26 protein-coding genes and 1 other RNA gene are annotated in these 24,679 nt (G+C 68.1%); 12 read left to right on the top strand and 15 right to left on the bottom strand.

All coding sequences use genetic code 11. The features are described 5' to 3' along the window. Positions 1-103 precede the first annotated feature (103 nt). The 4 genes from KCG34_RS09210 to ssrA all read right to left on the bottom strand — a co-directional run bounded on the left by KCG34_RS09210 (position 104) and on the right by ssrA (position 2,592). On the bottom strand, positions 104-907 hold the full coding sequence (locus KCG34_RS09210; RefSeq protein WP_249138277.1) for a C13 family peptidase: 804 nt from the start codon (positions 905-907) through the stop codon (positions 104-106). A gap of 8 nt (positions 908-915) precedes the next feature. Then, entirely contained in the window at positions 916-1,386 is a 471-nt protein-coding gene (locus KCG34_RS09205) for a PaaI family thioesterase (protein WP_211940066.1), read from the bottom strand. 3 nt (positions 1,387-1,389) lie between these two features. Continuing rightward, on the bottom strand, positions 1,390-1,872 hold the full coding sequence (locus KCG34_RS09200) for an SspB family protein (protein ID WP_211940065.1): 483 nt from the start codon (positions 1,870-1,872) through the stop codon (positions 1,390-1,392). A 361-nt stretch (positions 1,873-2,233) separates the two neighbouring features. Then, positions 2,234-2,592: a transfer-messenger RNA gene (gene ssrA / locus KCG34_RS09195) on the bottom strand. Between the two features lie 147 nt (positions 2,593-2,739). Between ssrA and KCG34_RS09190 the strand changes: the two genes are divergently transcribed. Beyond that, positions 2,740-4,170 (top strand): tetratricopeptide repeat protein, encoded by a 1,431-nt coding sequence (locus KCG34_RS09190; protein ID WP_211940064.1) that lies wholly within the window; start codon positions 2,740-2,742, stop codon positions 4,168-4,170. Between the two features lie 2 nt (positions 4,171-4,172). Here KCG34_RS09190 and ilvN read toward each other — a convergent pair whose 3' ends face one another. From ilvN to miaA, 3 genes are all read right to left on the bottom strand, one after another. Continuing rightward, positions 4,173-4,736: an acetolactate synthase small subunit gene (gene ilvN / locus KCG34_RS09185; RefSeq protein WP_376788215.1), complete on the bottom strand. Its 564-nt coding sequence runs from the start codon at positions 4,734-4,736 to the stop codon at positions 4,173-4,175. 51 nt (positions 4,737-4,787) lie between these two features. Further along, the gene (locus KCG34_RS09180) at positions 4,788-6,584 is read right to left on the bottom strand and encodes an acetolactate synthase 3 large subunit (RefSeq protein ID WP_211940063.1); all 1,797 of its coding nucleotides are present in this window, start codon (positions 6,582-6,584) and stop codon (positions 4,788-4,790) included. A 177-nt stretch (positions 6,585-6,761) separates the two neighbouring features. After that, positions 6,762-7,655 (bottom strand): tRNA (adenosine(37)-N6)-dimethylallyltransferase MiaA, encoded by an 894-nt coding sequence (gene miaA, locus KCG34_RS09175; RefSeq protein ID WP_249138276.1) that lies wholly within the window; start codon positions 7,653-7,655, stop codon positions 6,762-6,764. A gap of 164 nt (positions 7,656-7,819) precedes the next feature. Here miaA and KCG34_RS09170 point away from each other — a divergent pair, with 164 nt between their 5' ends. From KCG34_RS09170 to KCG34_RS09145, 6 genes are all read left to right on the top strand, one after another. After that, entirely contained in the window at positions 7,820-8,431 is a 612-nt protein-coding gene (locus KCG34_RS09170; protein ID WP_211940062.1) for a peptidylprolyl isomerase, read from the top strand. Between the two features lie 91 nt (positions 8,432-8,522). Continuing rightward, positions 8,523-9,047 (top strand): hypothetical protein, encoded by a 525-nt coding sequence (locus tag KCG34_RS09165; protein WP_211940061.1) that lies wholly within the window; start codon positions 8,523-8,525, stop codon positions 9,045-9,047. 143 nt (positions 9,048-9,190) lie between these two features. Beyond that, positions 9,191-9,535 (top strand): hypothetical protein, encoded by a 345-nt coding sequence (locus tag KCG34_RS09160; protein WP_211940060.1) that lies wholly within the window; start codon positions 9,191-9,193, stop codon positions 9,533-9,535. Between the two features lie 113 nt (positions 9,536-9,648). Beyond that, positions 9,649-10,545 (top strand): phosphoserine phosphatase SerB, encoded by an 897-nt coding sequence (serB, locus tag KCG34_RS09155; RefSeq protein ID WP_211940059.1) that lies wholly within the window; start codon positions 9,649-9,651, stop codon positions 10,543-10,545. An 8-nt stretch (positions 10,546-10,553) separates the two neighbouring features. Beyond that, positions 10,554-11,231, top strand: a complete 678-nt coding sequence (locus tag KCG34_RS09150) for an HAD family hydrolase (protein WP_211940058.1) — start codon at positions 10,554-10,556, stop codon at positions 11,229-11,231. Between the two features lie 25 nt (positions 11,232-11,256). Next, on the top strand, positions 11,257-12,471 hold the full coding sequence (locus KCG34_RS09145; protein WP_211940057.1) for an Mrp/NBP35 family ATP-binding protein: 1,215 nt from the start codon (positions 11,257-11,259) through the stop codon (positions 12,469-12,471). Positions 12,472-12,482: 11 nt separating this feature from the next. Here KCG34_RS09145 and KCG34_RS09140 read toward each other — a convergent pair whose 3' ends face one another. The 4 genes from KCG34_RS09140 to KCG34_RS09125 form a co-directional block, all read right to left on the bottom strand. Beyond that, positions 12,483-13,394, bottom strand: coding sequence for an SMP-30/gluconolactonase/LRE family protein (locus KCG34_RS09140; RefSeq protein ID WP_211940056.1), 912 nt, complete (start codon positions 13,392-13,394; stop codon positions 12,483-12,485). Positions 13,395-13,492: 98 nt separating this feature from the next. Further along, positions 13,493-14,017, bottom strand: a complete 525-nt coding sequence (locus KCG34_RS09135; RefSeq protein ID WP_211940055.1) for a dihydrofolate reductase — start codon at positions 14,015-14,017, stop codon at positions 13,493-13,495. Further along, on the bottom strand, positions 14,014-14,868 hold the full coding sequence (locus KCG34_RS09130; RefSeq protein WP_211940054.1) for a thymidylate synthase: 855 nt from the start codon (positions 14,866-14,868) through the stop codon (positions 14,014-14,016). The genes KCG34_RS09135 and KCG34_RS09130 overlap by 4 nt, the downstream gene beginning before the upstream one ends. A gap of 95 nt (positions 14,869-14,963) precedes the next feature. Then, a complete protein-coding gene (locus KCG34_RS09125; RefSeq protein ID WP_211940053.1) occupies positions 14,964-15,584 on the bottom strand; it encodes an inner membrane-spanning protein YciB in 621 nt (206 codons plus the stop codon). 152 nt (positions 15,585-15,736) lie between these two features. Here KCG34_RS09125 and KCG34_RS09120 point away from each other — a divergent pair, with 152 nt between their 5' ends. Beyond that, on the top strand, positions 15,737-16,570 hold the full coding sequence (locus KCG34_RS09120) for a LytTR family DNA-binding domain-containing protein (protein ID WP_211940052.1): 834 nt from the start codon (positions 15,737-15,739) through the stop codon (positions 16,568-16,570). Positions 16,571-16,573: 3 nt separating this feature from the next. Here the strand turns inward: KCG34_RS09120 and KCG34_RS09115 are convergent, their stop codons facing one another. Continuing rightward, a complete protein-coding gene (locus KCG34_RS09115) occupies positions 16,574-17,125 on the bottom strand; it encodes a DUF924 family protein (protein ID WP_211940051.1) in 552 nt (183 codons plus the stop codon). Between the two features lie 184 nt (positions 17,126-17,309). On the opposite strand from KCG34_RS09115, the gene KCG34_RS09110 reads away from it, so the two are divergent. Both KCG34_RS09110 and ilvC read left to right on the top strand, forming a co-directional pair. Further along, positions 17,310-18,062, top strand: coding sequence for an RcnB family protein (locus KCG34_RS09110; RefSeq protein ID WP_211940050.1), 753 nt, complete (start codon positions 17,310-17,312; stop codon positions 18,060-18,062). Positions 18,063-18,229: 167 nt separating this feature from the next. Continuing rightward, positions 18,230-19,249, top strand: coding sequence for a ketol-acid reductoisomerase (gene ilvC, locus KCG34_RS09105; protein ID WP_211940049.1), 1,020 nt, complete (start codon positions 18,230-18,232; stop codon positions 19,247-19,249). A gap of 180 nt (positions 19,250-19,429) precedes the next feature. Here the strand turns inward: ilvC and KCG34_RS09100 are convergent, their stop codons facing one another. Then, the gene (locus tag KCG34_RS09100) at positions 19,430-20,188 is read right to left on the bottom strand and encodes a tRNA1(Val) (adenine(37)-N6)-methyltransferase (protein WP_211940048.1); all 759 of its coding nucleotides are present in this window, start codon (positions 20,186-20,188) and stop codon (positions 19,430-19,432) included. 139 nt (positions 20,189-20,327) lie between these two features. On the opposite strand from KCG34_RS09100, the gene KCG34_RS09095 reads away from it, so the two are divergent. After that, the gene (locus KCG34_RS09095) at positions 20,328-21,335 is read left to right on the top strand and encodes a polyprenyl synthetase family protein (protein WP_249138275.1); all 1,008 of its coding nucleotides are present in this window, start codon (positions 20,328-20,330) and stop codon (positions 21,333-21,335) included. Positions 21,336-21,680: 345 nt separating this feature from the next. Here the strand turns inward: KCG34_RS09095 and KCG34_RS09090 are convergent, their stop codons facing one another. Together KCG34_RS09090 and KCG34_RS09085 are read right to left on the bottom strand one after the other, a co-directional pair. Then, complete coding sequence (locus KCG34_RS09090) at positions 21,681-22,256, bottom strand: hypothetical protein (protein WP_211940047.1); 576 nt, start codon at positions 22,254-22,256, stop codon at positions 21,681-21,683. 244 nt (positions 22,257-22,500) lie between these two features. Then, the gene (locus KCG34_RS09085) at positions 22,501-23,703 is read right to left on the bottom strand and encodes a pyridoxal phosphate-dependent aminotransferase (RefSeq protein WP_211940046.1); all 1,203 of its coding nucleotides are present in this window, start codon (positions 23,701-23,703) and stop codon (positions 22,501-22,503) included. Positions 23,704-23,820: 117 nt separating this feature from the next. Here KCG34_RS09085 and KCG34_RS09080 point away from each other — a divergent pair, with 117 nt between their 5' ends. After that, positions 23,821-24,525: a TVP38/TMEM64 family protein gene (locus tag KCG34_RS09080; protein ID WP_211940045.1), complete on the top strand. Its 705-nt coding sequence runs from the start codon at positions 23,821-23,823 to the stop codon at positions 24,523-24,525. Positions 24,526-24,679 lie beyond the last annotated feature (154 nt).

The following is a 24,679-nucleotide window of genomic DNA, read 5'->3' as shown; positions in this document are numbered from 1 at the left end:
CGGCTCCGGGGGAGAACAGACGCGGAAGAGCGGATTTCTACGCTGCGTCGGCCACATGGCAAAGACTCTCGCCCGCCTTGCGCGCACGAACCTTGCCGTTCTCCTACCCCGAGTTGCTGTTGCGACCGCTTCCAGTCATCGGGGCGGGCGTCGTGTAGCGATAGAGCGGCAGCATCGGCCGCAAAGTCGCCCCGATCTTGCACTGGGGTTCGGACGCAGGGGCGGCGCGGAGATCCGCTTCGCGTTTTGCAACGCAAGCCTGAACCGCGGGGCCGAGGGCGGCGAAGTCGTGGGTCTGGGGCAGGCTTTGCAGCAGGCAGGTGTCGAAGAAGGTGTAGTGGTCGGCCTCGCCGCAACCGAACGAGGCGCGGTCGGGCCGGGCGGCCGTCAGGACCATGCGGTCGGGACCGTCCAACTCGGGCACGAACACGCCGGAAAAGCAGGCGGAAATGATGGCGATGGTCGGCCGCTGGCCGCAGGTCTGGTCGATCAGCTTGCCCAAGCCGGCCGGGCGCCAGATGTGATCGCCGACTACGATGCCGTCGGGCGAGCCGTGAGAGGTGAAATAGACCAGGCAGCCGCTCTTGGCCTTGTCCGTCAGTTCGGTCAACTGGCCGACAATGGTCTCGATGTCGGCCTTCAGCGGCTTGTCGGCGCCGAACCGATCGGGCCGTGTGGAGAATTCGCGCAGGTTGGCCGGGGAGAAGCCGGCGCTCAGCAACGCCTGGCCGACGTCGTGGCGGGCGTTGTCGAACACATCGCTGGGCGCGCCGCTGTGGGCTTTCCAGTCGCCCGCCACCACAATCGCCGCCCAGTCGCCGAAGGGACCCGCGGCCTGGGCCGGTGCGTCCGCTCCCAGCGCCAGGCCGGCGATCAGGGTCAGCAGCGACAGCAGGCGCGGGATCAAGCCGGGCCCTACTTCTTGTAGACCTTGAACGGGGTCGGGATGGCGGTGCCGGTGGCCTTGGCCACCAGCCGGCCCTGGTCGTCGTAGAGCTCGCCCTCGGTGAAGGCGACGGTCTTCCCCCATTTGATCACCCGCCCGATCCCCTTCAGCGCGCCCGGCATGGCGGGCCGCAGGAAACTGGTCTTCATCTCCAGGGTCGGCGCCACGGCGGTCATGCCCGAGGCGACCATGCAGGCCACCGACATGCACTCGTCCAGCATGGCGCAGAGATAGCCGCCCTGGATCTGGCCCATGGGGTTGCAGAGCAACTCGGCGCGGGCCTCGAAGGCCACCTCGACCGAGCGGGTGGCCTGCTCGACCTTCTGCATGCGAAAGCCGAGGGTCTGGGAGCCTGTGGGCTGGTTCTTGGTGCGCAGGAACCGCGCCAGCAGTTCCTCGTCCGTGGCGGCTGGAGCCTCCGCAGCGGCGACATCGGTCACGGGCTATTTCTTCCGGAAATGATCAAGGGAGACGACCTTGGGCTCGTCGCCGTCCGGCGCTGTAGCGGCGGGCGCGACCGCCGGCGCGGGCTCTGCCTCCGGCTCCGGCAGGTCGGGCGCTTCGAAGGTCAGGAGGAACTGGACGCTGGGGTCGTAGAACCGGGTCAGGGCGGCGTAGGGGATCGACAGAGCCCGCGCTGCGCCGCTGAAGGTCAGGCTGACCGAAAAGCCGGTCTCAGCCGGCGTCAGGTCCTCGAACTGGTGCTGCAGGACGATGGTCATCTCGTCCGGATACTTGGCCAGAAGGTCAGAGGGCAGGACCACGCCGGGAAAGCGGGTCTTGAAGGTGATGTAGAAATGATGCGGATCGGGCAGTCCTCCGGGGCCTGCGGCCCTCTGCAGCGCCGTCCGGACCACCCCCCTCAGCGCATCCTGCGCCATGGCTTCGTAGCCCATCAGGTCCGTCGGCGGTTTCTCGTTGGCCATAATGCGGCGTCACTCCATGGTTCGGCGGGAGCCTAACGTGGACGCGGGAAGAGGCAAGGCGGGAGTTGGGCCATGTGCGTGGTTCGAGACACCCGCTGGCGCGGGTTCCTCACCATGACTTGGACCTGCGACTAGCAAAAAACTTAGTCATGGTGAGGAGCGCCCTATCGGGGCGCGTCTCGATCCACGCACGAACTACCACTGCGAGGGAAAGGTGGGGGCTTCTGTTGCCAGGCGCCGCTCCCTTCAAACAAGAATTGGGCGCGCCTTTTCGACGGACAGGTGAAGGTGGGGGCTTCTGTTGCCAGGCGCCGCTCCCTTCAAACAAGAATTGGGGGCGCCTTTTCGACGGACAGGTGAAGGTGGGGGCTTCTGTTGCCAGGCGCCCCCGGGCCCCGCCTAGCGCTGCTAAGACACTAGGGCTTTAGGTCGAGTTTGACCGAACCGCATCACGCGGCGAGGGCATACTCTTGAGCGAAGTTATCGTTCGCAGTTAGTTTAAGACCCGAAACGGTGGGTCAGGCCGGGAGAAAGCAACACCTTTACACGTCTGTCGATGCTGATCGGCCCCGTGCTCCCCGCCGATAACGCGGTGGGAGAATTGGTGGAGCCGCCGGGAATCGCACCCGGGTCCAGTCCGCTTATTGCGTGCGCGTTTATCTCCATAGTCCGTCGCCGGACGACGCTAATATAGGCGCCAATCCCTTCGATTTGAAGAACCCATCGGGACGGTGCGGCGAACTTGCTGGCGCCGAGGGGGGCGGCCATGATGCGCCGCGCCGATCCGACCCTGAATTCGAGTGCCTCTTGCCTATGTCACGATCCGCCGGCGGAGTTTCAGACCAGACTCGGCGCGCGATCGAACTGTTGCGCGCCGGTCGCGCGGCGGAGGCGGTGGTCCTTGCTCAGGCGGCCGTGGCGGGCGACCCTGCGGACCGGGAAGCCGCCGCTATCGTCGCCGAGGCCAGCGCGATCCTTTTGGCCGGCGACCAGCGCCTGGCCATGCTGGAACTGACCGCTGCGATGAAGCCGACAGAGGACGCGCCGCAGTTCGACCTCGCCGACGCCTATCTGGAACTGGACCGCCCCGCCGACGCCGAGCGGGTGCTGAAGGCGGTCTTGGCCCGTCGGCCGGACCACGCCGTCGCGCACCAGAGCCTCGGCCAGGCCTATCTCAGCGTGGCCATGCACGACGCCGCCGACTATTACAGCCGCCGCGCGGTCGAGCTCGACCCCGGCCTGGCCATCGCCCGCCAGACCCTGGCCAGCGTGGCCGAGGCGCGGGGCGATCTGGCCGGCGCGCGCGAGCACCTGGAGCACGCCTACCGGCGCCAGAGCCTCTATCCCCAGCCGGCGCGCGACCCGGAGTTGACCCTGCTGGTGCTGGTGACCAGCGGGGCCGGCAATATTCCGCTGACACACCTTCTGCCGCGAGGTCGCTATTCCACCTTCGTCTGGTACGTCGAATTCGCTCGCGCCGACGAGGTCCCGCCCGCGGTCGATCTGGTGCTCAACGCCATGGGCGACGCCGACGTCGTCCCGCCGATCCCCGAAATCGTCCGCAGGTTCCTGGACGCCTGCGGCGCGCTCCTGCTCAATCCGCCCGACCGGGTGGCCCTGACCGGCCGGCATGAGATCGCCGAGCGGCTGGCGGGGATCGAGGGCCTCGTCGTTCCCGCTGTCATGCGCCTCGGTGCCCCGCCGGAGCGGCCGACCGACTGGTCGCGACACATGCTGGGGGCCGGCATGACCCTGCCCGCCCTGGTGCGCCCGGCCGGCTCGCATGGGGGGCGGGGCCTGGTGAAGGTCTTCGACAAGGCAGGCCTGGTCTCCGCGGCGGCGGAAATCGAGGAGGCGGCCTACGTCACCACCTTCTACGATTTCGCCTCGGCCGACGGCTTCTATCGCAAGTATCGCATGATCTTCGTGGGCGGCGAGCCGATGCCCTACCACCTGGCCATCTCGAAGAACTGGCTCGTGCATCACGAGACCTCGGGCATGGAGGAAGATTCGGCCCGCCAGGCCGAGGAACTGGCCTTCCTGGCCGATCCCAGGCGTGCGCTGGGCGAGCGAGCCTATGCGGCGATCGAGGCCGTGGGCCGCCGGCTGGGCCTCGACTATTGCGGGATCGACTTCAGCCTCCTGCCGGACGGCCGGGTGCTGGTGTTCGAGGCCAACGCCACCATGCTGGTGCATCCCGAGCCCGCGGGCGGCCCGTTCGCGGCCAAGAATCCCTATGTCGAGGCGATCCTGCAGCGCTTCCGGGGTTTGCTGAAGGCGCGCTCCGGAAAGGTCTGAGCCTATTCCGCCGCGCCGCGAGTGATCGAGAGCACGCCGGTGCGGGACAGTTCGACCAGGCCCAAGGGCCGCATCAGGTCGATGAACTTGTCGATCTTGGACGGGGCGCCGGTGACTTCGAACACGAAGCTCTCGTGGGTGGTGTCGACCACCTTGGCGCGGAAGATATCCGAAACGCGCAGGGCCTCGACCCGTTCAGCGCCCGAGCCCTTGACCTTGACCAGGGCCAGCTCGCGCTCGATGCCGAGGGGATCGCGGGTCACGTCGTGCACTTCGCGCGCCGAGACCATCTTCTGCAGCTGGGCGCGGATCTGGTCGAGGATCTCGTTGGTGCCCGAGGTGACGATGGTGATGCGGCTGGTATGCGCCCGCCGGTCCGTTTCGGCCACGGTCAGGCTCTCGATGTTGTACCCCCGCGCGGCGAACAGCCCGACCACCCGGTGCAGCACCCCAGGCTCGTTGTCGACCACCACGGCGAAGGTCGCGCGATGCGCCGCCTCCTCGGCATGGTCCATGAAATAGGCCGAGCCGGGCTGGTCGGAGGAGGCGGGGATCGAGGTGTTCATGCGCGGGCTAGATACCTTCTGAGCTTGACCAGGGCAAACCAAAGGGCGGGGTCAAACCAGCCTCTTCCCCGCCTCGTCGATCACGGAGCCGATGTCCTCGACCTCTTCGGCCAGGATCATTTCGTTGTGCGCCTTGCCCGAGGGGATCATGGGCAGGCAGTTCTCGGCCTTTTCCACGCGGCAGTCGAAGATCACCGGGCGCGGGCAGTCGATCATCTCCAGGATCTTGGCGTCCAGCTCGGCCGGGGTCTCGGCGCGGATGCCCACCGCCCCATAGGCCTCGGCCAGCTTGACGAAGTCAGGCAGGCTTTCCGAATAGGAGTGGGAATAGCGCTCGCCGTGCAGCAGTTGCTGCCACTGGCGCACCATGCCCATCCATTCGTTGTTGAGGATGAAGACCTTGATCGGCGCCTGGTATTGGATCGCCGTCGAGATCTCCTGCATGGTCATCTGCACCGAGGCCTCGCCGGCGATGTCGATGACCAGCGCTTCCGGATGGGCCAACTGCACGCCGACCGCGGCCGGCAGGCCATAGCCCATGGTGCCCAGCCCGCCGGAGGTCATCCAGTGGTTGGGCTCATTGAAGTGGAAGAACTGGGCCGCCCACATCTGGTGCTGGCCGACCTCGGTGGTGATGTAGACGTCGCGGCCACGGGTCAGGGCGTAGAGCCGCTCGATGGCGTACTGCGGTTTGATGATGGTGTCCGAGCCGCGATAGGAAAAGCCCTTGCGCGCCCGCCACGCCTCGATCTGCCGCCACCAGGGCGCCAGGACCTCGGCCTCGCGGCGGGGCCTTGCTTTCCAAGCCTCGATCATGTCGGCCAGGACGTGGCCCACATCGCCCACGATGCCGACGTCGACGCGGACGTTCTTGTTGATCGAGGAGGGGTCGATGTCGATGTGGATCTTCTTCGATCCCGGCGAGAAGGCGTCCAGCCGGCCGGTGACCCGGTCGTCGAAGCGGGCGCCGACGCAGATCATCACGTCGCAATCGTGCATGGCGTGGTTGGCCTCGAACGCGCCGTGCATGCCGACCATGCCCAGCCAGGCCGGGTCATTGGCCGGAAAGGCGCCCAGGCCCATCAGCGTCGAGGTGACAGGCGCGCCGGTCAGGGCGGCGAACTCGCGCAAGGCGGCGCTGGCTTCGGGGCCGGAGTTGATCACCCCGCCGCCGGTATAGAGGATCGGCCGCTTGGCGCCGGCGATCAGCTCGACCGCCTCGCGGATACGGGCCGCGTCGCCCTTCACGCGCGGGGCGTAGGCGTGCAGCGGTTTGACCGCCGCCGGGCCCTGATAGGCGCCGCGTCCGAACTGGACGTCTTTCGGGATGTCGATGACGACGGGTCCGGGGCGGCCCGAGGTGGCGATGTGGAACGCCTCGTGGATCACCCGCGGCAGGTCCTCGACCTTTTTGACCAGGTAGTTGTGCTTGGTGCACGAGCGGGTGATGCCGACCGTGTCCGCCTCCTGGAAGGCGTCCGAGCCGATCAGGTGGGTGGGGACCTGGCCGGTGATCACGACCATGGGAATCGAGTCCATCAGGGCGTCGACGATGCCGGTGATGGCGTTGGTGGCGCCGGGGCCGGAGGTGACCAGGACCACGCCGGGCTTGCCGGTCGAGCGGGCATAGCCCTCGGCCGCATGGGTGGCGCCCTGTTCGTGACGGACCAGCACGTGCTGCAGGCGCGGCTCGTGGAACAGGGCGTCATAGATCGGAAGCACCGCCCCGCCCGGATAGCCGAACAGGTGGGTTACGCCCTGGTCCACCAGCGCGCGGACGACCATTTCGGCGCCGGTCATGGTCTCGGCGGCGGTCTCTGTCGGGGCTTTGGGCGATTGCAGGGTCATGACGCTGACGTTCCGGTTCGAAAGAGCAGGCTTGGCGATTGGGCAAAGAAAAAGGCCCACGAAGGGGCCTGGGCGCGCGACCTGACTGCGGCGGTGAGGGATCTCACGCCGAGAAAGGTCGCCTTCTAAGTACGATCAGCGCTGTGCGCACGGATGTGCTCCAAAATCGAAGGCCAGTCAGATGACACGGCCTTGGGGCGGGGTCAAGTCGCCGAACGACGCAATAAACTGCCTCCATTGGTCTTCCGGGTCCATGGCCGTGACGCGCGGCCAGTCGCCGGTCTGGTTGCGGAACCAGGTCAGCTGGCGCTTGGCGTAGCGGCGGGTCTCCTGCTGGGCCGCCGCCAGCGCCTCGGCCAGCGACAATTCGCCCGCGGTGTGGGCGGCCAGCTCGCGCAAGCCGACGGCCTTCATGGCGGGGAGGGCCGGGTCGAGCTTGCGCCGCACCAGGGCCGCAGCCTCCTCCAGCGCGCCCTGCTGGATCATGATCTCCAGCCGTCTGTCGCAGCGGGCGTAGAGCGCAGCGCGGTCCGGCTCCAGCACCACGCCGCGCCAGGCGCCGGGGGCGAGGATGGGGCGTGTGTCGGCCTGCCAAGCGCTAAGCGCGCGTCCGGTCGCCTGGGCCACCGCCAGGGCTCGGACCAGGCGCTGGCGATCGTTTGGCGCGATGCGGGCCTCGGCCGCGGGGTCCAACGAACGAAGGGCCTCGCGCACAGTCGCCTCGCCGGCCCGATCATAGAACTCAGCCGCCGCGGCCTGCGCCTCAGCTGGCACCGCCGGCGTTTCGGCCAGGCCCTGGGTCAGGGCGCGAAAATAGAGCCCGGTGCCCCCGACCACGATCGCCGGAACCCCGTGCGCTGCGATGTCCTCCAGCACCATGGTCGCGGCCCGGAGCCACCGTCCAACCGACCAGCCGTCGGCGGCGTCGGCGACGCCGAACAGGTGGTGAGGGGCTTGGGCCATCTCCGCCTCGGACGGCCGAGCGCTGAGGATGCGCAGATCGCGGTAGAGCTGCAGGGCGTCGGCGTTGACGATCTCGCCCCCGGTCTCTTCGGCCAGGCGCAGGGCCATGGCGGACTTGCCGCTCGCAGTAGGCCCGGCGATCAGGGTGATGCTTGGGTCCAGCTCACGCGCTCCTGATACAGGCCGGTGTTTCAGGCCTGTTCGCACAGGTGATGCGGCGAGGAAAGCGGGACGCTAAGGTGGCGCCAAGCAGATCGAGGAGCGGACGAGTAATGACGGGTATCAAGGTCGGGCGGCGCAGCGTGGTTCTGGGCGCCGGGTTGGCGGCCGTGGGCGCAAGGGCGGCGCTGGCGGCGCCCGCCAATCCCAGGGTGCTGATCAAGACCAACCATGGTTCTATCCTGGTGGAGGTGGAAGCTCAGAAGGCGCCGATTACTTCCGCCAACTTCCTGCGCTATGTCGACACCAAGGCCTATGACGGCGGCTTCTTCTATCGGGCGGTCAAGGACGCCGAAACGCCCGGCGGCGGCACCATCGTCGGCGGGCCCAACCCCAAGATCCACCCCTTCCCGCCAATCAAGCATGAGAGCACCACCAAGACCGGGCTGCGGCATGTCGCCGGCACGCTCTCGCTGGGGCGCTTCGATCCCGGCTCGGCGACCAACAACTTCTTCATCTGCGCTGGCGACGAGCCCTACCTCGACGCCCATCCCGGCGCACCGGGCGACAACCTGGGCTACGCTGCTTTCGGCCATGTGGTCGAGGGCATGGACGTGGTGCATGTGATCCTGAACCTGCCGGCCGGCGGCGCCACCAAGTGGAAGGAGCAGCGCGGCGAATGGCTGAAGCCGAAGGTGCCGATCCTCAGCATGAAGCGGGCCTGATCGTTTTCTAGAGCCGGTTGAGCGTCCTGGCCTGTCGCGCCATCCTGGCTAGAATGTCGCGAAGAGGGCTGGCTCAGCGACGGGGATGATCATGAAACGAACGGCCGCGACGGCCTTGGTGCTGGCCCTTTCCGTTTGGGGCGGCGGCGCCCACGCCCAGATCCAAGGGCCGATGCGGGAGCAGCTTATCGCCGCGATGGAGAACATCTGCAAGGCAAGGTCGGCGAGCCAGCAAGTGCTGTCGCCGGAAATGTCGTCGGCCTTGTGCGAGTGTGGGATCAACTATGCCATGGACCGGGTGACCGCCGACCAGCTCGTGCGCAGCTCCGCTGATTTCCGGCGTGGTGAGACGCCGCCGTGGCTGACGAAGCTTTCAATCGACGCAGCGGCCTATTGCCTGACCAATCTCAGTAAGCAGTATTCCAGCGCCCAGCCGTTGCGGAAACGTGGGCATGCCGAGGCGTCGCAGGACGCCGGCGTCTCCACCTATGTCGTTCCGGTCGACAAGGGACCGGCGGTCGGCGTCCCTACCGCGCCGACCCGCCCGGAGGAATGCTCCAGCTACGTCCTCAAGGTGGTGACCGACCCCAGTCAGTCGGTGTGCAGCCGGAAGTAGGGGGGGAACAGCCAAGGCCGCGGCTTCGCCGAATTCGATTGAGCTCCGCGGCCCGTGGGATCATCCTGCTTCACGATAGCTGACTGGAGGCTGACGTGGGCGCATCGGGCCGGATAATCACGCGCGGAACGGCTGCACTCACCTTGGCGCTGGTCGTCTGCAGCGTGGGCGGCGGCGCCCAAGCCCAGATCGGGGGCTCGCTGCGCCAGGGGCTCACGACCGCGCTGGGGAGAGCCGGCAACGCCGTTTTGGCGACCCAGAAGCAAGACGGCGGGACTGGCGTCAAGCAGGTCTCCACCGCTAAGCCATCGCGCAAACTTGCGCGTCGGCAGGCGGCGAGCGACGCTGGGGTTTCCACCTATGCCGTTCCAGCGGAGAAGGGTTCGGCCGCGGCTGCGCCTGCCGCGCCGGCCCGCCCGGAGGAGTGCGCCAGCTACGTGCTGAAGGTGGTGACTGATCCGAGCCAGTCGGTGTGCAGCCGCAAATAGCCCTGGCGGCGGGGCTTTGCGGCCGCATATGCCGTGACGGGCCGATCGGGCGCCGCTGAATTCCCGCACGCCGCCGGTTGATCCGCGCCGCGCAGGCCGCTAACCGCTCGGTCATGCTCGTCGTCATCACCCTGGTCGCCTCCGACACCTCGACTGCAACCCAGCTCGCCGGCCGGGTCGGCGCGGCGCTCGCCCCCGTGAGCGGGCCCGCGGAGCGGACCGTCGTCCTGGGACCGGGCGCCGTCGACCTGGTGGTCGAGGCTGCGGAACTGGCGCCAATCCGCCGGACGGTTCTGGACATTCTGGACGGGGCCGACGCCGGCGCTGACGCCTGCGTCCAGCCCTGGGAGGGCCGACGCAAGCGGCTGCTGGTGGCGGACATGGACTCCACCATCATCGGCTGCGAGTGCCTGGACGAGTTGGCCGACTTCGCTGGGGCGAAGGCCCAGGTGTCCGAGATCACCGAACGGGCCATGCGCGGCGAGATCGGTTTCGAGGGCGCCCTGCGCGAGCGCGTCGGCATGCTGAAAGGCCTGCCGCTGACGGCCCTGCAGCAATGCTACGACGAACGCGTGCGGCTGAACTCCGGGGCGGAGACCCTGGTGAAGACCATGGCCGCCCATGGCGCGCGCTGCGTGCTGGTCTCCGGCGGGTTCGAGTTCTTCACCCGGCGCGTAGCCGCCGTCGCCGGCTTCCATGCCGACCGGGCCAATCGGCTGATCGAGGCCGGCGAGGCCCTGACCGGCGAGGTCGGCGAGCCGATCCTGGGGCGCGAGGCGAAGCTGGCGGCGCTCCTGGAAGAAGCCGCGGGCCTGGGCATCGACCCTGCCGAGGCCCTGGCGATCGGCGACGGGGCCAACGACCTAGCCATGCTCGGCGCGGCGGGCCTGGGGGTGGCCTATCGCGCCAAGCCGCTGGTGGCGGCCGAGGCCGACGCGCGTGTGGACCATGCCGATCTCACCGCCTTGCTCTACTTCCAGGGCTACCGCGCGGACCAGTTTTCGGTGTAGAGGCGGCGATGGCCTTTCCCCGTCCCGTACAAGCCGTCGTGTTCGACATGGACGGCCTCTTGATCGATTCCGAGGGCCTGGTGCGCGAAGGCATACTGATGGCCGCGCGCAACCTCGGCTTCGAGATGCCGGTCTCGGTCTGTGCGGCCATGATCGGCCTGCCCATGGAGCGGGGCAAGGCGGTGATCCGCGACCACTTCGGCCCCGGCTTCGACATGGAGTCCTATGTCGCCGAGGAGCAGCGGGTGATCGCCGGCCTGTTCCAGGAGGGTGTTGCGCTGAAGGCCGGGGTGGTCGAAATCCTGGACCAGCTGGACATTCTGGCCCTGCCGAGGGCGGTGGCCACCTCGTCCGGCCGCGGCTCGGTCAACGCCAATCTGGGCTTCAACGAGATCCTGCACCGCTTTCACGCCATCGTCAGCCGCGAGGACGTCAGCCGGCACAAGCCGCACCCCGATCCCTTTCTCAAGGCCGCCGCCCACCTGGGGGTCGAGCCCCACGCCTGCCTGGCTCTGGAGGATTCGCACAACGGCGTGCGCGCCGCCCACGCCGCCGGCATGATGACGGTGATGGTGCCGGACCTCTTGGACCCCACCGAAGAGATGCACGCCAAGTGCGTGCACATCGCCGAGAGCCTACATGAGGTGACCCGTCTTTTGGCCCTGCAGGCCGGAGCGGCCCCCTGAGAATCACGAGAGACCGCGCATCCCCATGACCGATCCCGTCCAACCCGACCGCGGTGCGGTGCTGGCCGCGCTGGAGACCGTGCCCGATCCCAAGTCCGGGCGCGGCCTGGTCTCGGCCGGCCTGGTCCAGGCCCTGGTGGTGCGCCCCGGTCGCGCCGGCTTCATGCTGGAGGTGCCGGGCGCCGACGTCGGCCTCTACGGCGCGACGCACGAGGCGGCCGAGGCGGCCCTCCTCAAGGTGCCGGGCGTGGAGAAGGCCCAGGTGGTGCTGACAACGGCCACGGAAGTCTCGGGCCCGCAGCCTGGGCCGCCGTCCGAGCCGTTCCAGGCCCCGGGCACCGTGCGGGTGCGGCGCGGCGCCCGCCTGTCGAACGAGGCCCAGGCTCAGGCGCAGCCGCCGGCCCAGCAGCCTAGCGGCTCGATGAAGCCGGCCCATGTGCGCCACGTGGTGGCGGTTGCCAGCGGCAAGGGCGGGGTCGGCAAGTCGACGGTGGCGGTGAACCTGGCCGCGGCCATGGCCCTCCTGGGCCGCCGCGTGGGCCTGCTGGACGCCGACGTCTATGGCCCCTCGGTCCCGCGCATGACCGGGGTCGACGCCGAGCCGGAGATGACCGCGAACAAGAAGCTCAAGCCGCTCGAGGCCTGGGGGCTGAAGGTGATGTCGATCGGCTTCCTGGTCGATGAGGCGGCGCCGATGATCTGGCGTGGGCCCATGGCCTCCTCGGCCCTGAACCAGATGCTCAACGACGTCGCCTGGGGTTCCGAGGCCGAACCGCTGGACATTCTGGTCATCGACATGCCCCCGGGCACCGGCGACATCCAGCTGACCCTGGCTCAGCGCGTGGCGCTGTCTGGCGCGGTGGTGGTCTCGACGCCGCAGGAGGTGGCCCTGATTGACGTGCGTCGGGGCGTTTCCATGTTCGAGAAGACCCGGGTTCCGATCCTGGGCGTGATCGAAAACATGGCCTTCTTCCCCGATCCCGTCACCGGCGCGCCGATCCCGATCTTCGGCCACGGTGGCGCCCGCAGCACGGCCGAGGCCCTGGGCGCGCCGTTCCTGGGCGAGATCCCGATCGAGGTGGCCCTTCGCGAAGCCTGCGACGCCGGCGCGCCCCTGGTTGCCCAGGGCGGCGACAGCGCCGCCGCACGCGCCTTCCTGGCCATAGCCGGGACCGTGCTGGAGCAGGTCGAGGCCGGAGAGGGGCTCAAGGCCCCGCCCCGGATCGTGATCGAGGATTAGCCGGACAAGGTTCAGGCGTTGAAGTTCAGCTTCAGCCCCGGGCGCGGCCAGCGGCACTTGAACAGCTTGCCGGTGGACGAGCAGGTGACCCAGGCGTCGCGCATGTCCGCCCCGCCGAAGCAGATATTGGTGGTGACGAGGTCGGGGAACGCGAAGTGCTCTGTCGAGCCGTCCGGGTCGAAGGCGGTGATCCCGCCATTGATGATGGTGGCCACGCAGACCTTGCCGCCGGCCTCCACCGCCAGGCTGTCCAGGAGCTGATAGCCCGGCAGGTTGCAGACCACGCGGCCGGGCGCGAAGCCTTCCTGCGGCTTCAACTCGCCGGGTGAGGCGATATCGAAGGCCCAGAGCCGGCCCAGATTGGTGTCGGCCATGTAGACCACGTCCTCGGCCGGCGAGAGACCGACGCCGTTGGGCGAGACGAAGTGGTCGCGGGCGCGCACGATCTTCGAGCCGTCCGGCCGGGCGTAGTAGAGGGCGCCGAACTTGCGCCCGTCCGGCGTCGAGCAGCCGTGGTCGGTGAACCAGAAGCCGCCGGTCTTGTCGAACACGAGGTCGTTGGGGCCCACCAGCCGCTTGCCGTCGCAGGCGTCATAGACGGTGGTGATCTCGCCGGTCTTCAGATCGACGCGCTGGATATAGCCGCCGGTGTGGCTGGGCGGGGTGGGGCCGGGGATGGTCAGGCCGTCCATGTCCAGCCACTGGAACGAGGCGCCGTTGTTGGTGACATAGATGGCGTTGTCAGGGCCGACCGCGGCGCCGTTGGGGCCGCCGCCGGTCTCGGCGAATACGCTCTTGTTGCCGTCGGGCGTCACGCGGGTCAGCACGCCCTTCTTGATCTCGGTCAGGATGATCGAGCCGTCGGCCATGGCGATGGGGCCTTCGGGAAACTCCAGGCCGTCGGTGACCAGTTGCATGTCCATGAGCGCGGTTCCTCTCTGACGTCTCGTGTTCGTGTCGTCTCAGGAGGAATATAAACAGGCGTTTGAAATGGGCGCTAGGGATCGGACCCCAATTGGCGCTACCGCTCCAGCACCCGGAAGACGAAATCATAGTCGTCGCCGTCGCCAGCCTTGTGCGCCTCGCGCCGGACCTCGCGCCAGCCGGCCTCATCGAAATCGGGGAAGAACACGTCGCCTTCGACCTCGGCCTCAACCTCAGTCAGATAGACGCGCCGGGCCTTGGGCAGGGCCAGGGCGAAGAGGTCAGCGCCGCCGATGACGCAGATCTCCTCCGCCCCGTCCTCCTCGGCCTGCTCACGGGCGATCTGCACCGCCTCGTCGAAGCGCTCGCAGATCACCGCCCCCTTGGCGTTGGGGCTCTCTTCGTAGGAGCCGTCGCGGGTGACGACCAGGTTCATGCGGCCGGGCAGGGGGCGCTTGGGCAGGGACTCCCAGGTCTTGCGGCCCATGATCACCGGTTTGAACAGGGTCGTGGCCTTGAACAGGGCCAGGTCGGACTTCAGCCGCCAGGGCAGGCCGCCCGCCCGCCCAATCACCCCGTTGCGGGCGCGGGCGACGGGGCCCAGAGCGATCGGAACGGTCATACGGCGATCGGCGCCTTGATGCTCGGATGGGCGGAATAGCCCTCCAGCCGGAAGTCTTCGTACTCGAAGGCGAACAGGTCGTCCCTGGGCGCAATGCGCATGGTCGGGAAGGCGCGTGGCTCGCGGGCCAGCTGCTCCTTCGCCTGGTCGATATGGTTCAGATAGAGGTGGGCGTCGCCCAGGGTGTGCACGAACTCGCCCACGTTCAGGCCGCAGACCTGGGCGACCATCTGGGTCAGGAGGGCGTAGCTGGCGATATTGAACGGCACGCCCAAGAACACGTCCGCAGAGCGCTGGTAGAGCTGGCAGGACAGCTTGCCGGGGCCGTCCGCCTCGGGCGCCACGAAGAACTGGAACAGGCAGTGGCAGGGCGGCAGGGCCATGTCGTCCACCTCGGCCGGGTTCCAGGCCGAGACGATGTGGCGACGGCTGTAGGGGTTGGCTTTGATCTGGGCGACCAGCTTGGCCATCTGGTCGATCACGCGGCCGTCCGGCGCGGTCCAGGAGCGCCACTGCTTGCCATAGACGGGGCCCAGCTCGCCGTTCTCGTCGGCCCACTCGTCCCAGATGCTGACCCCGCGCTCCTGCAGCCAGCGCACATTGGTGTCGCCGCGCAGGAACCAGATCAGCTCCAGGATGATCGACTTCAGGTGCAACTTCTTGGTGGTCAGCAGGGGAAAGCCGGCGGCGAGGTCGAAGCGCATCTGCCGCCCGAACAGGCCAAAGGTGCCGGTTCCGGTCCGATCCTCGCGCCGCACGCCGTGTTCCAAGAGGTCGGCCAGCAGGGCCAGGTACTGGCGCTCGGGGTGGTCGGCCTGGGCGGCCTCGGGGATCGGCGTATGGGCGTTCATGCGGAGCTCGCGGCTGAGGGCGCACAATGGCGCCGACTCAGGTGGGAGGTCGAATCGCAGATTGCGATATCCACAGCCGCTCGCCCACTCCGCAATCAGGCGGGGGCGCCCGCCGCCTGGATCCGCCCGCGGATGATCACGCGCATGGTCACGTACTGCACCGCGAACAGGCCGAGCTTGGAGGCGATCGGGACCACGCCCACGAACCAGGCCCAGAGCTTGGGGTCGCCGTGCAGCACCAGGGCCAGGTTGGCCGCGCCGGTGGCGAACATCAGCCCGGCCCAGACATAGCCGAACACATTGACGACATCGGCGCCCCAGCGCACCGCCACCGGCGGGATGTAGCGCAGCATCCAGCCCGGCTTCAGCATCACCGCGCCGACCGCCGCATAGATCAGGGTCGGCTTGACCATGACGAAGCGCGGGTCGCGTGTCATCAGCGAGGCGCCGCCAAACACGACCACCAGGCCCAGGCTCAGCCACTGCATCAGGTCGATGGCGGCCCCGCGCGCCCTCAGCCAGGCGATCTGGGCCACGCCGGCGGCTATGGCGATGCCCGTGGCGGCATAGACATTGTGGGTGATGGCGAAGAGGCCGACGAACAGCAGGGTCGAGAACATGTCGGCGGCCAGCCATTTGCCGGCGTGGATCAGCGAGTTGGTCCTCGGGCCTTCGGCTTCGGCGGCGGAGGCGAGGGTGTCGGTGGCGGCGGTCATGGGAGCTCCATTGGCTTGGCCTCGACAAACACCAGCCCGGCCCCACTGCGCCACCGCGGCTGCGCCGCCGGGCGAACCGGTTCGCCGCCGGGCGAATGGGCGAACGGGCCGGACGATTGCGAGGGGCTTTCAAGCCGCGCTAGACAGAGGCCATGAGCGACCTTCCGAGTCTTTATGGCGCGCCGCGAGAGTGGGCCAGGGATCTGGCTGTCGCCGCGGGAATCGGGGCGTTTCTCGGCCTGATCGGCCCGTTCGGCAGCTACTATGGCGGGCCGGTCGAGCTGAGGGTCGCCTACTGGGTCTCCGAGCTTCTGATCGGTTTTGCGGTGATGTCGCTGGTCGTACGGCTGTGCCTGCGCCTGGCCGAGCGGATGGACCTGCCCGTCTGGTTCGCCGTGCCGGTCAGCGCGGCGATCGGCGCCTTGCCGACCTCGCTCGCGGTCGGTGCGTTCGGAGCCTGGTTCTGGCCCGGCAGCCACGGCCATTTCGGCTCGCTCCTGGCCCAGTATGGCGACACCCTGGTGATCGCCGAGCCCTGCACTTTCGGCTACTACTTCCTCATGGATCGCCGGCGGCGCGAGCAGCCGGCATCGAAGGCGCCTGGGCCGCAGACGGCCGAACCGGCTCTGGCGGTCGCTGCGACGCCGGTTGAGGCCGGGTCCGGGTTCCTGAGCCGCCTGCCGCCTCGCCTGGGCCGCGACCTCATCTGTCTGCAGATGGAGGACCACTATGTTCGCGCCCACACGGCCAAGGGCTCGGACCTGATCCTGGTCTCGCTGAAAGATGCGGTGGCCGAGCTGGCCGACGCCGACGGCTTGCAGGTGCATCGCTCATGGTGGGTCGCTCGCAAGGCGGTCACGGCGCCGGTCTTCAACGGCCGCAACCTGTCGCTACGGCTGAGCAACGGCCTGGAAGCGCCGGTCAGCCGGGCCTCGGTGGCCAAGCTGCGCGCCGCGGGCTGGCTCGGCGAGAGCGAGGAGGCCTGAGCCTCAGCCCTTGAAGCCGCCGCTGTCGAGGAAGGCCTGCTCCTCCGGCGTGGTCTGGCGACCGAAGGCGGTGTTGCGGTGGGGGAAGCGGCCGAAGCGGACGATGATGTCGCGGTGGATATTGGCCCACTTGCTCCAGTCCTCGTCGCCGGTGGCGCGGTCGAGCCCCAGCATCAGCTCGAGGCAGCGGTCCTGGTCGGCCAAAGCCTCGGAATGCTCGAACGGCAGATAGAAGAACTGGCGCAGCTGAACCCCGGTCGCCAGGTCGTGGCCGGCGGCGATGGCGCGCTCTGCGATCCGGCGCGCCAGGGGATCTGTGGCGAAGGCGTGGGCCGAGCCGCGGAAGAGATTGCGGGGGAACTGATCGAGCAGCAGCAGCAAGGCGAGGGCGCCCTCGGCCGTTTCACCCCAGCCGGCGAACTCGCCGCGCGCAGCGGCGTGATGCGCCGCCTCGAACCGCTCGCGGATTTCCTGGTCGAAGGCGTCCGACTTGTCGAACCAACGGGCCGGCCCGGCTTTGGTCCAGAAACCGATCACGTCGGCGGGGGTCGTCATGGCGGCGGCTCCGTCAGATGGCTGAACGGTCCCTCTGGCGATCCGTTCAAGTCCGGTTCAGGCTGAGGCGTTGAAATAGGGCTTGTTGAGCTTAATCAATTTCGATGCGCGCCGTCTGGCGAAAAGGTGGCTCGCAAGGGATGCGATCCCCGCCAGTCCTCGCCCCAAAAGGAGGCGTAAGATTATGAAGACGCTTTTGGCCGCGACCGCTGCCCTGGCCCTCTTGGGCGGGACCAGCGCATTCGCGCAGAACGACTATCACCAGGGCGGCCACAACGAGGGCGTGCCCCACGGCGAAGCACGCGGCGGTCCGCCGGGTCAGGGCGGAGGCGGCTACCGCCAGGGCGGCTACCAGTCCGCGCCGCAAGCCGCCCGGCCCCAGGCCGCACCGCAGTATGCGCCCCAGCAATATGGCGGCCAGCGCTACGGCGGCGAGCAGGGCGGTTATCGCCAGAACCCGCAGTACGCGCGGCCGCAGAATGCGCCGCAATACGGTGGCCAGCGCTATGATGGGCAACGCCACGAGGGCGACCGCGGGGAAGGCTATCGCGGTGAGGGCAATCGCGGCGCCCCAGGGTGGCAGGGCCATCCCGAGGGGCGGGGGCCGCGGCCCAACTGGGGCGCGCCGATGGCCGAAGGCGGCCGCGCCCCGCGCTACGATCGCCACTACTATCCGCGCGTCGTCGACCTTGGATCCCGCTACCACTGGCGAGGCGACTGGTACCCACAGCGCGGCTTCTACTATCACCGATGGGTCTATGGCGAGTTCCTGCCGTTCGGCTGGTTCGCCCGTGACTACTGGGTCGACGACTACTGGGACTACGGCCTGCCCCCGCCGCCCTGGGGCTACACCTGGGTGCGGGTCGGCGGCGACGTTCTGTTGATCAACATCGCCAACGGCTTCGTCGCCGAGTCGATCTACGGCGCCTTCTACTGAGACGCCAAACCGGCTGTGACGATCAGCCCCGGAAGGCCCGGCGCCTTCCGGGGCGTTTCCTTGGGCCGCGTGCTTGACGCAGGCGCAAAAAAATTGTCCTAAGCGGCCTTCGTTCGCCCGGGTTCGTTCCCATGCGTCGAGTAATTCATACCGCCGGAGACTAAATCATGCGCGTCTACTACGACCGCGACGCCGACCTCGCCCGCGTCCTGGACAAGAAGGTCGTCATCCTGGGCTATGGCAGCCAGGGCCACGCTCATGCGCTCAATCTGCGCGACTCCGGCGTGAAGAACGTAGCCGTAGCCCTTCGCCCCGGCTCGGCCTCGGCCAAGAAGGCCGAGAGCGAGGGCCTGAAGGTCATGACCCCGGCCGAAGCCGCCGCCTGGGCCGACCTGCTGATGATCCTGGCCCCCGACGAGCTGCAGGCCGAGATCTATGAAAAGGACATCGCGCCCAACATCCGCGACGGCGCCGCGCTGCTGTTCGCCCACGGCCTGAACGTCCACTTCAAGCTGATCGAACCCAAGCCGACCATCGACGTGCTGATGGTGGCCCCCAAGGGTCCCGGCCACACCGTGCGCGGCGAATATCAGAAGGGCGGCGGCGTGCCGTGCCTGATCGCGGTGGCGCAGGACGCCACCGGCAACGCCATGGACCTCGGCCTCGCCTACGCCTCGGCGATCGGCGGCGGTCGATCGGGCGTCATCGAGACCACCTTCCGCGAAGAGTGCGAGACCGACCTGTTCGGCGAACAGGCCGTGCTGTGCGGCGGCCTCGTGGAACTGATCCGCGCGGGCTTCGAGACCCTGGTCGAGGCCGGCTACGCCCCGGAAATGGCCTATTTCGAATGCCTGCACGAGGTGAAGCTGATCGTCGACCTGATCTATGAGGGCGGCATCGCCAACATGGACTATTCGGTGTCGAACACTGCCGAGTATGGCCAGTACGTCACCGGCCCGCGCATCGTCACGCCCGAGACCAAGGCCGAGATGAAGCGGGTGCTGACCGACATCCAGGAAGGCCGCTTCGTGCGCGACTGGATGCTGGAATGCGCCGCCGGCCAGCCCAGCTTCAAGGCCATCCGCCGCCGGGCGGCCGAGCACCCGATCGAGGAAGTCGGCGGTCGCCTGCGCGCCATGATGCCCTGGATCACCAAGAACGCCCTGGTGGATAAGGCGAAGAACTGAGTCTTTCCCTTCCCCCCTTGCGGGGGAAGGAGGGGCCCGCTCGCGTTAGCGAGTGGGAGGATGAGGGGTCGCACTGGCCCCTCGTTTCTATTTGTGGGCCTCATCGGAAGGGTCTGCGCGACCCCTCATCCCCCACGCCTTCGGCGCGGGCCCCCCTTCTCCCACAGGGGGAGAAGGGATTTAAGCCCACCCCAGCTCCGCCTCGCCCCTGAGGATCGCTTCGGCCTCTGGCGCGTGTTTCGCGCCCGAGCGGTCGTGCATGACCAGCGGCGGCAACAGCACCAGCGGCGCCTTGCCGGTCTTGATCGCCCGCACCAGCACCCGCTTGGCCGGCTGGTCGGTATAGGGGTGGATCGGGCGGATGCGGAATGAGCCGCATTTGGCCGAGAGCCCATCCAGGATGTCCGCCAGCCGGTCGGCGCGGTGGATCAGGGTGATCCGCCCGCCCTCGCGCACCGCCTTGACCAGGAAGGCGCACCAGGCCTCCAGGCCGACGTCCGCCATCCACGCCCCGGCACGCTCGGGCGCTGGGCCTCTCAGCGCGCCCGGGTCGTCGAAGAACGGTGGATTGGCCATGGCCGCGTCGAACGGCTTCAGCCCCAGGCTGCGGAAACCCGCGGCCACGTCGCCGGCGACGGCCTGGACCCGGGCCGCGAGGCCATTGAGTTCGATGTTCCGCCGGCAGAGCTCCAGCGCCGCCGGATCGCGCTCGACGCCGACGAACGCGGTCTCGGGCCGGCGCGCCGCGGCCGCGAGCAGGGCCGCGCCGGGACCGCAGCCGACGTCCAGTATCCGCTCGCCGGGCGCCGCCTCGCAGGCCGCCGCCAACAGGGCCGCATCCAGCCCCGCGCGATAACCGCGTTCCGGTTGCAACAGGCGCACCCGGTTGCCCAGAACACGGTTCTCTTCAATTCGGTCTAACTTCGCGTTTTCGTTCATGCCTGTGACGCGAGACGCCTTGTGCTCGCCTTGACCCTGACCTATCCCGCCACCATTGTCGCCTGGCAACGGCGAGCACTCGGCGGCGACGGGATATCGCAGCGATCTTCCGTCCGCAGCAACAAGGAGCGTTTGAGTTTTGGACGCAGCCCACGCGACTGTCGCCCGGCCGGCCGGATCGGTGGACCTGTTGGTGGATCTCGCATCCCCCGACATGGCCAAGGTCGACGCCCTGATCGTCGAACGCATGCAGAGCCCGGTGCCGGTGATCCCTGCCCTGGCCGACCACCTGATCGCCGCCGGCGGCAAGCGCCTGCGCCCGCTGCTCAGCGTGGCCGCCGCGCGCCTGGCCGGCGCCCGCGACGACGCCTGCCTGAAGCTCGCCGCGGCGGTGGAGTTCATCCATACCGCCACCCTGCTGCACGATGACGTGGTCGACGGCTCGCAGCTGCGCCGCGGCAAGGTCGCCGCGCACCTGATCTGGGGCGCCCCGTCCAGCGTGCTGGTGGGGGATTTCCTATTCTCCCGCGCCTTCGAGCTGATGGTCGACGCCGGCTCCATGGCGGCGCTGGGCGTGCTGGCCAAGGCCTCGCGCGTGATCGCCGAGGGCGAGGTCCTGCAGCTGACCCGGGCGCACGAGCTGAACCTCGGCCAGGACATGTATCTGGAGATCATCTCGGCCAAGACCGCCGAGCTGTTCGCCGCCGCCGCCGAAGCCGGCGCCATCTCGGCCGGCGCGCCGCTGGCCAAGTGCCAGGCCCTGCGCGACTACGGCATGAAGCTCGGCATCGCCTTCCAGCTGGCCGACGACGCCCTGGACTATGACGGCGCCGCCGAGGCCCTGGGCAAGAACCCCGGGGACGATTTCCGCGAAGGCAAGGCTACCCTGCCGCTGCTCCTGGCCATCGAGCGCACCGGCCCCAGCGAAACCAAGTTCTGGGAACGCACGGTCGCCCACCGCGACCAGACCGACCTCGACTTCCGCCGGGCCCAGGACCTGGTCAGCCGCACCGGCGCCCTGGACGCCACCCTGAACCTCGCCGCCGACTATGCCGGCGCCGCCAAGAAGGCGCTGAGCGGCTTCGCCGGCCCCTGGCGCACCGCGCTGGAAGACCTGGCCGATTTCGCGGTCAGCCGGTCGGCCTGAAGAACCCTTCCCCCTTGATGGGCTTACGGATCCACACATCTCACTAAGGACCGTCATCCCGGCCGGAGCGCAGCGTAGAGCCGGGACCCAGCCTCCCCGGCATCGACGCTGCAAGAAAGCGCAGCTTCAAGTTTGTATCGGCTGGGTCCCGGCTCTCCGCGCTCTTGCGAGCGCTCCGGCCGGGATGACGGGAATTTTTTGGATGTGCGCATACCCTAGCCTCGATGGGGGAAGGGCAGGGTTGGGGGTGTTCGCGCCGGTGGTGACGGCCTGAACGCGGTTGGGCGTCGGCGCTCATGCCCTCAAGCGGACGCAGCCAGCTTCGGCGCCGGGTGGCGATCAGAACTACGAAATAGTTCCCTCGTCACCCCAAAGCCAAAGCACCTTGGACGTGGATTTGAGTTCCTGCGCGATGCCTGGAAGTACAGGGTGCGCTCGCCACTTAGCGGCCGCTATTCCCTCGATGTGCCGTTGAACTAAACTGATAAATTTTTGAAATACTTTCCAATCCACTTCGGCAAGCTGCTCGTCTGAATATCTACCGCTTCGCTGCGCCGATTTTTCCGTCTCGTAGACGAGTTCGGCCGGTCCAATTTGATTTTCGCGTGGAGGTCGAAGGCCCTTGATGGCTAAGAAAGCTGGACTGACGAGCTCCGTGCGTCCTTTGCCTTTACTCACAGCCCCGGGTCCGAAAGTAACCTCGCGACGTCGAGGTTGGCCTCCCACAACCGAAGGCCAAGCGACGACGGAGACCCAGCCCTCAGCCTTCAACTCATCAATCGGGAAACTCGAAAATTCACGGTTGGGAGCATCTGGTTGTGACGATGCTTCCAGCAACCGCACGCCGTCTCGACTACTGATCCAATTCCAAATTTCAGCTAGCTCATCGGGCGCGGCGAAGAAATTGTAGATGATGCTCATGCGTGAACGCCCCCGCGATCAGAGGATGGTGCCGTGCATAGGACTGCAGCGCAATGTCCGCTTAGGAGCGCGCACGGTCGCTAACTCTCGCCCGAAGATTCGCCGCTAAAAGCTCCAACGCCCAACCGCGTTCCCAGCGTCCCCGTCGGCGCGAACACCCCCAACCCTGCCCTTCCCCCATCGAGGGGGAAGGGTTCATTGAGGGGTTTGAATGCCTTAGCGCAACGGGGCACCTCGCGGCCGCCTACTTCAAGCTGCCGCAGAACCGCTGGATGCGCGTGCATGCATCCTCCAGCACCGCGTTCGAGGTGGCGTAGGAAATCCGGAAGAACGGCGACAGGCCGAAGGCCGCGCCGAACACCACCGACACGCCCTCGGCCTCGATCAGCTCCAGGGCGAAGTCCTCGTCGCTCTGGATCACCTTGCCGCTGGGCGCGGTCTTGCCCAGGGTCCCTTCGCACGAGGGATAGACGTAGAACGCCCCCTCCGGCGTCGGGCAGTGCAGGCCGTTGGCCTGGTTCAGCATCGACACCACGAGGTCGCGGCGGCCCTGGAACAGCTTGGCGTTCGGCTTGATGAATTCCTGGGTGCCGTTCAGCGCCTCGACCGCCGCATATTGCGAGATCGAGCAGGGGTTCGAGGTTGTCTGGCTGATCACCTTGCCCATGGCCTTGATCAGGGGCTCCGGCCCCGCCGCATAACCGATCCGCCAGCCGGTCATGGCGTAGGCCTTGGAGACCCCGTTCATGGTCAGGGTGCGGTCGTAGAGCCGGGGTTCGACCTGGGCGATGGTGGTGAACTCGAAGTCGTCGAACACCAGGTGCTCGTACATGTCGTCGGTCAGAATCCAGACCTGCGGATGGCGCAGCAGCACGTCCGCCAGGGCCTTCAGCTCGGCGCGGGTATAGGCGCCGCCCGAGGGGTTGGACGGCGAGTTCAGGATCAGCCAGCGGGTCCTGGGCGTGATCGCCGCTTCCAGGTCGGCCGCCTGCAGCTTGAAGCCGTTGGCCGCCGAGGTGGCGATGCTGACCGGCTCGCCGCCCGCCATCAGCACCATGTCCGGATAGGAGACCCAGTAGGGCGCGGGGATCACCACCTCGTCGCCCGGGTTCAGGGTCGCCACCAGGGCGTTGTAGATCACCGGCTTGCCGCCGGGCGCCACATGCACCTGGCTGGTCTTGTAGGTCAGGCCGTTCTCGCGCGCGAACTTGGCGACGATCGCCTCCTTCAGCGCCGGCATGCCGTCGGGGTCGGTGTATTTGGTCTTGCCGTCCCTGATCGCCTTGATCGCCGCCTCTTTGATATTCTCCGGCGTGTCGAAGTCGGGCTCGCCCGCGGCCAGCGAGATCACGTTGCGACCGGCGGCCTGCAGCGCGCGCGCCTTGGCGCTGGCGGCGATGGTGGCGGACGGCTTGACGCGGCTCAGGGCGGCGGACTCGGAGAACATTGCAAATCCCCATGGTTGGAAACCGCGGCTGTTTACGCGCCGGGGAGCCCGGGCGCAACGCAAGGCCGCAGCCCCTGGGGTAGGTAATGGCGCAATCGGCGGCTATATACGCCGCCAATGACCGTCTCCCCTCGACTCACCAAGCTCGACGCCAAGGCCTGGCGGTCGCTGGCCAGCGCCTTCGTCCTGTTCGGTGGGGTCGGGCTGGTGCTGCTGTTCGCCGCCCCGCTCCTGGGGATCGACCGCGAGGCCAGCCTCAAGGCTTGGCTGGCGGGGGCGGCGCAGGGGCCGTGGGCGTTGCCTGTGGCCGTTCTGGTATTTGCGGGCCTGGCCTTCCTGGGCGTGCCCCAGGTGGCCCTGATCGCCGCGGCGGTGGTCGCCTTCGGGCCTCAGCGCGGCATGGCCTACAGCTGGGCCGGCACCATGGTCTCGTCCCTGATCGGCTTCGGCCTCGGCCGCTGGTTCGGTGGGCGGCTGCTGGAAACCGTGGCCGGGGAGGGCGTACAGCGCTTCATGGCGATGATCGGCCGTAACGGCTTCGTCGCCAGCTTCCTGGTTCGGCTGGCCCCTTCGGCGCCCTTCATCGTGGTCAATATGGCGGCGGGGATCACCCCCATGCGCCTGATCGACTTCGTCGCCGGCACCGCGCTCGGCATCGTGCCCAAGATCGTGCTGACCGGCATGGCAGGCCGCTCGCTGATGCAGGCGGCGGGTGGGGGCGGCTTGCGCGAAGTGCTGCTGATCGTGCTCAGCGTCGGCGCCTGGGTCGCCATCGGCTTCGCCGCGCGGATCTGGCTGAAGCGGCGATCCGAGCAGGCGTGACGGGGCGCCCCTGATTTCCTCATCCTGAGGCGCCCGCCGCGGAGCGGTGGGCCTCGAAGGACGCAGTCACGGCACCGCCAGTGCGTCCTTCAAGTCCCGCTGCGCGGGCGCCTCAGGATGAGGAACTGCGGTGAAGCCGCGAGCCCTTCCATGC

The sequence above is a fragment of the Phenylobacterium montanum genome (genome assembly GCF_018135625.1).
Classification (GTDB): domain Bacteria; phylum Pseudomonadota; class Alphaproteobacteria; order Caulobacterales; family Caulobacteraceae; genus Poindextera; species Poindextera montana.
This window is presented reverse-complemented; position numbering and strand designations above follow the sequence as displayed.